Annotated in this window: 4 protein-coding genes; all 4 read left to right on the top strand. The window is 52.1% G+C overall.

The genetic code is table 11. The features are described from left to right. Nucleotides 1–31 precede the first annotated feature (31 nt). Nucleotides 32–3,604, top strand: a complete 3,573-nt coding sequence (locus tag VAE57_RS10425) for a GAF domain-containing protein (RefSeq protein WP_322821821.1) — start codon at nt 32–34, stop codon at nt 3,602–3,604. Nucleotides 3,605–3,612: 8 nt separating this feature from the next. After that, entirely contained in the window at nt 3,613–4,278 is a 666-nt protein-coding gene (locus tag VAE57_RS10420) for a response regulator transcription factor (RefSeq protein ID WP_322821820.1), read from the top strand. Nucleotides 4,279–4,954: 676 nt separating this feature from the next. Continuing rightward, nucleotides 4,955–5,398: a PH domain-containing protein gene (locus VAE57_RS10415; RefSeq protein ID WP_322821819.1), complete on the top strand. Its 444-nt coding sequence runs from the start codon at nt 4,955–4,957 to the stop codon at nt 5,396–5,398. Continuing rightward, a complete protein-coding gene (locus VAE57_RS10410) occupies nt 5,398–6,267 on the top strand; it encodes a serine/threonine protein kinase (protein ID WP_322821818.1) in 870 nt (289 codons plus the stop codon). Before VAE57_RS10415 ends, VAE57_RS10410 begins: the two co-directional genes overlap by 1 nt. The last annotated feature ends 8 nt before the right edge of the window (nt 6,268–6,275 follow it).

Here is a 6,275-nt window from a genome sequence, read left to right as displayed (position 1 = left end):
CTGGATCGGTCGGGAACAAAGAGCAGAGTCTGTGACCGAACTCCTGGCAATCATCAAACTCTTCTTCAGCGACCACAAGCTCGCTATACGGAAATTTCGGGCCTGGATCGGCCAGGAGCGAGGCGCACTCATCTGGATATGGTTACTACGTTTTGGTGGCTTGATTCTGTTTACTATCTGGACATTCCTCCGCTTTGATGATTTAAATACCAATCAGCGTGCATATGGCACTCGTTTTGTGCTGTTCATGTACACGTTCCAGATAGGAACAGCTATTGGTGGTTTCCGAAAACCAGAGACATGGAAACGTCCGCAAGTTAAATTGCTACAAAACATTATCGAAACGCTTTTACTAAGCATGGCGATCTACTACCTTGGTTCAGCAGATGGTATTTTTTGGACATTGTACCTGATACCGATTTTAAGCGCAGTACGCTTTTTGCAACACCCTTACAGAACTGTGTCTATCCTGCTCACCCTGGGTAGTTCAGCAATCACCGGCCTGTTCGTTTACTATCCATCCCCCTTCGGCCTCTTTATCCCGCTCACGATCAATTTGCTGGGTTTTGCTATCATCTTCGTTACCCGTCGTACTAACCTGAATCCCGACGCGTTGATCGATCCGCGTTCAGAGGTTGCGCAGATTCTTGATCACTACCAGTCAGGCATCTGCATTATCGACCGCAAACGGCGGATTCAGTTTGTCAATGCCGGGTTGCGCCGGTACTTTGGTGAATGGCAAAACGGCAAAACCTGCTATCAGTACCTCGGCTGTGTGGGAGAAAATTGCACAGCCTGCCTGGCACCAGCCAGCGCAGCCAACAGCACTTTTCGCCACACAATGATTGATAGCAGTGGGCGCAAACACGACTTTGAGATTACTGTACATCATCTGGCCGAAGACAATTATGTGCTGATGTTTCTCGACCGTCCCCGGGCTGTTCAGCTTGAGCTATACGAACAGCTCCTGGATCGAATTGTGGAGCGTGATGATGGTGGTTTTAACGATGCTCTCAAACAGTTCCTGGATTCGATCCGCGAGCAGTTTTGCGCCGAGTCTGTGGCGATCTTTTGGTTACGCGATGGCCGGTTGGAACGGGACCTTGCCTGCGGACCGGTACTGTCATTTAGCGAGACGTATGAACCGGGACAGGGGATGACCGGTCTCACCCTGCTGACCCATCCCAATTCACGCTTTGGGTGCACCATACGGGTTAACAATCTCGATGAACACCCCAAAGTCCTGCAAACCAACGTATCGAGGTACCAGCAGGCATTACCGAGCGGCAAGGTGCGTCATCTGCTGGCGGTTCCGATCAACGGTCGCCGCCGCATCCTGGGGGTCATTCGGCTGGTCAATCATCTTGACAGGCAGACACTCGATCTCCATCCTAAAGGCTTTAACCGCGCCCATGAATTTGATCTGAACATCATTGCCGAACGCCTGGGTCGGGCACTCGAATACCGTGAACTATCGCGCAAGCAGGATCAACAACTGGCCGAGACACGCCGTTTTTATCGCATCTACGCCGCCAGTGCCGAGAAGCGAAATGTCTTCGAGACGATTGTCGAAGAGGCAATGGCCGCCTTCCCTGAAGCCAGTAAATGTGAAATTCGGCGACTGAATCGTTCTCAGCAAACATTAGAGTATGTGTATGCGCGTCATCGGCGCGGTTTTGATCATGGAAAGCTGCCAAGTCCAATTGCTGGCATCAATGCCCGCGCACTGCGCGAAGGTCGGATTCAGTTTGTGCCGGATACCGGCCAGGACGCTGATTTTATCCCAGGTACGGCACCCATCGGGGCCATGATGGTTGCGCCGCTGATCGGTCATCTGGGAATTGCCGGCATCCTCGCGCTTGACTACCCGTCGCCACGCCAGTTTACACCTGCCGAGCAAGAGCGTTTCTCGGCGTTCGCTACCCACGCCGCCCTGGCAGCCGAGGCGTTCTGGCGCAAAGAGCAAGAAGAACGCTTACGTGACCATATTCAGCGGATTGGTGAGAACATTAGCCACGGCGTTGAAGGGGTGTATCAAAATACACTCAACGCTTTGCGCGATCTGATCGGATATGACAGTGCCTCAATTCAAATTCGTTATGGTGACTATCTGAGAATAGAGAAGCATGATGGTTTCGCCGACCCGGATGCGCTTCAGCTTATTTCGTTCGATATCAACGACCAGCGGCTACCCAATCATTATGTTATGTTGTGGAATGAACCGTTGTGCGTAGCTGATGTCCGTCAGGATTATCCCCACTTCTACGAAGAGGCTGATCGCTATCAAAGCAATCATATTCGAAGCATCCTGTACATTCCGCTCATCGCTCACGGCCAATCGATTGGCATGATCGCATTGGATAGCCGAACGGTGAATTTTTACCGGTTCGGTGATAGCATCATCGGTATTCTAGTGGCGAGCGCTGCGGCATCAGCAATTGAAAATGCCCGCCTCATCGAGGCTCAAGAGAAACAACGGGTCAACTTAAGCCACCTGCTCAAGCAGAGCACCAGCCTGGTCGGTATCAACAATCAGTCAGCGCTGCTCGACACATATGCCCGGCTGGGCTTCCAGATGTTTGAATGCGAGCACTGCGCGATCTTGCTCTTTCCGGCCGGTGAGGAACCCACTATCGTCTCATCGTTGCGCCAGGAGCTTTCACCCGAATATGTCAATCTGGCAAGAAAGATCATGCACGAACCGGAGGTAGTTCACCTCAGCGGCGAGCACCTCACTGCCTGTTACGACCGCTACGGCTTGACCGATGATACATTTGATCACCTGCCGAGTGGGCGGAGTCGTTCGCTACTGGCTGCACCGCTCTGCCATAACCATCATCGGATTGGCGTAGTAGTGCTGGAAAATTATGCGTATGAACACGAAAACGGCTTCCCCGATACCACGAAAGACTTATTCGACCTCTTCCGACAACAGATTGTCCATAGCCTGGAGAGCGTCAATCTGCGCCAGAGTATCCGCGCTCAGTTAGGGATCGATGTTCACGACATGGTCAATTTTTTGCAGGGGGCTGTCATTTTCCCCAATAACAGGCTTATCAAACAACTGGAGCAAGGAAATGATTCTGATCGGGTCAGGCCCGCATTGCAACAGATCAACCGTGCCGTCCGCTATCTCTACCAGGAATTGCATCATATCCAGGACGATCTACGCGGTAAGGTAAATCTTGAACGTCCATTTCGCGAAATTCTCACCGAGCATATTGACTTTGTACAGGAACGGATCGGCCATTACGTAGATATCAGGCTTAATCTACCCGATCCCGTCAATCTACCCCCTGAAATCGCAACCATCCTGTTTCATATTTGCCGGGAAGCACTGGCCAATATCGCCAAACATGCCGGTTTGCAAGAGCGAACAGATGGCAAGGTCTGGATCGATCTGCACATGCAGGAAGCGACCTTCACTCTGTGTATCGCCGATAATGGGCGCGGGTTGCCTGCTGATCGCGACATTCACAACGCCGATCAGGCCTATGGCATTTATAGCATAAAGGAACGGGCAAAGCGCATTGGTGCTACTGTCAGCATTGGTAATCGTCCAGATGGAGGGGTGATGATTGTAGTGGAAGGTGTTCTGAAGTAGGAGTTGTTATGCGAGCAACCATCCGCGTCTTGATTGCCGACGACATCCTGCCTTTCGTCAAAGGCCTGAAGGAGATGCTTGCCGAATTGCCGACGATTGACTTGATCGGTGAGGCGTTTACCTCTACCGAGGCTGTCACGAAAGCCATCTCTCTGCGCCCCGATGTGATCATGATCGATCTGCACTGGAAAGAGGAACGTACCGGTGGCTTAAGTATGCGCCAGCATTACGAACGTGGTCTGGAAGCGATCCGGCGCATCAAGCAGCAAGCGCCGGAGGTGGCAGTACTGGCGATGACTGCCCATGCCGAATTGGTTGAACAGGCCCGTCGGCATGGGGCGGATGTGGCAGTGATGAAGGAGCAGCTCAACGATTTCGATCAGCTTGAACAACTTTTACACCATGCGATTGCGACAGTATGGTCTCCTCAGATTCGGCGTGATGCGTTCGAGCAATTGTCTGTGCGCGAACAGCAGATTCTGGAATTGATGGCAAAAGGATTAACCGATCAGGAGATCAGCATCCGGCTAGCCTGGGGAATTGGCGTCATCAAGCGTGATGTACAGGCGATCTTCGAGAAACTGCGCGTTCGTAGTCGAGCACACGCTGTTGCCAGAGGGTATGATCTCGGTCTCTTGCAGAAGGATAGTAGTTTCGATAGTAATGAGGCATAACCATCAGGGGTTGCCACATCGTCAGATTCCTCGCGGCGCAGCGGATGCGCCGCTTTTTCTGTGCATCGAAGGTTATTGCCACGCTGCCGAATCGCTACGGCCAGAAACTACCGGTAGGCACGCCTACGAACTGGGAGGAATATTGGCATTATGTTGAAGGATGCCTGTTTTGTCGCACCCATAGGGGTAAGTTTTGAACCTGCCCCTACAGGCACATGTGCCTGCTCATATTGCCAGCCAAGGGATGCAGCGAATGAAATGAGGGGGTAGCGAAAGGGTACGTCTCGCAGCGCGTGCCAGGCATTGTATGTTTTCAGGTTTGATGTCAATCCTGCCCTAACCTATTGTCTGACCGAGGCATGGTCAAACAACCCCAAATATTTTACCTCTGCTTGTGCAAAATTTCTCGCGTCATAGCATCTCTTCATGATGAATAAATGATCCGTTTGATGATCAAATATCGACCGATCATGAGTCTTCCGATTGATGACATAACTCTCAGGTGTACGTAGAATACTAGTAAGCAAATAATCATCAATTGAGTATAGAAGATAATAAAAAAAGGAGGTGAATAATAACCAGTTTTTAACATCATAGATGACTGACGGACACCTGCATGGCAGCACCGGCATAACCGAGTTAATCGGCTACTACCAACTGGTAAAGGAGGAGACCTATGGCGAGTATTCTCCATCCGAATCCCCCGCCCACGTTCCGTCGGCATCCACTGCGACGCTCCCCCAGGTGCCTCGCTTACGCCGCACTCTCCGGTGGCCTGCTCGCATTGGTAACCAAGACGGCAAAGCTGGGACCTGTGCCGACTATCTTCTTTGCCTTCGGTAGTATCTTTGTCTTCGTTACCGCAGTCGTGTTCGCGTTACGAGAGGCTCAGTTCACGCTCTCGATCACCCATGATCGGCTGATCATTAACGAGGGCTTTCTATTCAATCGGCGTCAGTTCATCGAGCGGATCTATGTCAGCCACTTGGCTTCGCATCAGAGCATGTTTGATAGGCTGCTTGATTGCGGCACCCTGACCATCACGGTTGGCGATAAAATCTTCACCTTCCCCGGTTTGACCTCGTACCGTCAGTTACTCAGAACCCTGGAGGAATCGTGATGAACTATCGGGCTATGGGACGATGGATCGGTCATCGCTTCGAGATCAAGCACCAACTGGCCCGTACCGCACATAGCATCGTCGATCTGGCATTCGACCACGAATGTGGCAAACCTGTCGTCATTAAGTGGTTGGCACCTACTGCCCGTAGCCTGTCACCGCGTGCCGCTGCCCGCATGTTCTTCCATGAGATTACGATGACGCGAGCCATCTCGGCGTTGTCGTCAAGTAATGACAAGCACCCGCGTTTTCCGCAGTTCATCACGATGGGCAGAATCAAAGACATACCAGCAAAATACTATTTCGTGATGAGCCATATTGCTGGTGAAACGCTGGCCCACATCCTTGCCGCTGGTCGTCCGCATGATGCTGTGCGCATCGCCCAGAGTCTCTGTCAGAGCGTGTACATCCTGCACGCGAACGGCATCATTCACGGTGATCTGCATCCGCAGAATATTATCGTTCACCCACGGGGTGACGTATCGCTAATCGATTTCGGCCTGAGCCGGTATCGTTACCAGACTATTGCCTATCTTGCCGGTATTGGCCGACCCGGTTACACACCGCCTGAACAATTGGCCGGCTATCCCATCGACGAGCGCAGCGATCTCTTTGCCCTCGGCCAGATCCTCCACGATCTGCTCGATATGAACAATCTGCCATCAACAACACGGCACCTGATCACACAGATGTGTCAACCGATCCTCGCGCAACGGCGCATGGACCTGACCGCGCTCCAAGCCGAGCTGGCCGACCTGTCATTCATCTCAGGGTACCAAGCGTTGCCCAAACGGTATCTGAACGTGCTCGCGGTGACCAGTGCGATTATCATTGCGCTCTTCTACCTGGCCTTTCTCTGGCGTTCGTGATGTCTGCC

Origin of the sequence: Chloroflexus sp., from assembly GCF_034434295.1 — a bacterium.
Taxonomy (GTDB): domain Bacteria; phylum Chloroflexota; class Chloroflexia; order Chloroflexales; family Chloroflexaceae; genus Chloroflexus.
Note: the sequence above shows the minus strand (reverse complement) of the source record. Positions and strands in the feature narration are given on the sequence as shown.

Coding starts and splice junctions, on each gene's coding strand:
- VAE57_RS10420 (WP_322821820.1), top strand. CDS start 3,613: ATGCGAGCAACCATCCGCGTCTTGATTGCCGACGACATCCTGCCTTTC.
- VAE57_RS10415 (WP_322821819.1), top strand. CDS start 4,955: ATGGCGAGTATTCTCCATCCGAATCCCCCGCCCACGTTCCGTCGGCAT.
- VAE57_RS10410 (WP_322821818.1), top strand. CDS start 5,398: ATGAACTATCGGGCTATGGGACGATGGATCGGTCATCGCTTCGAGATC.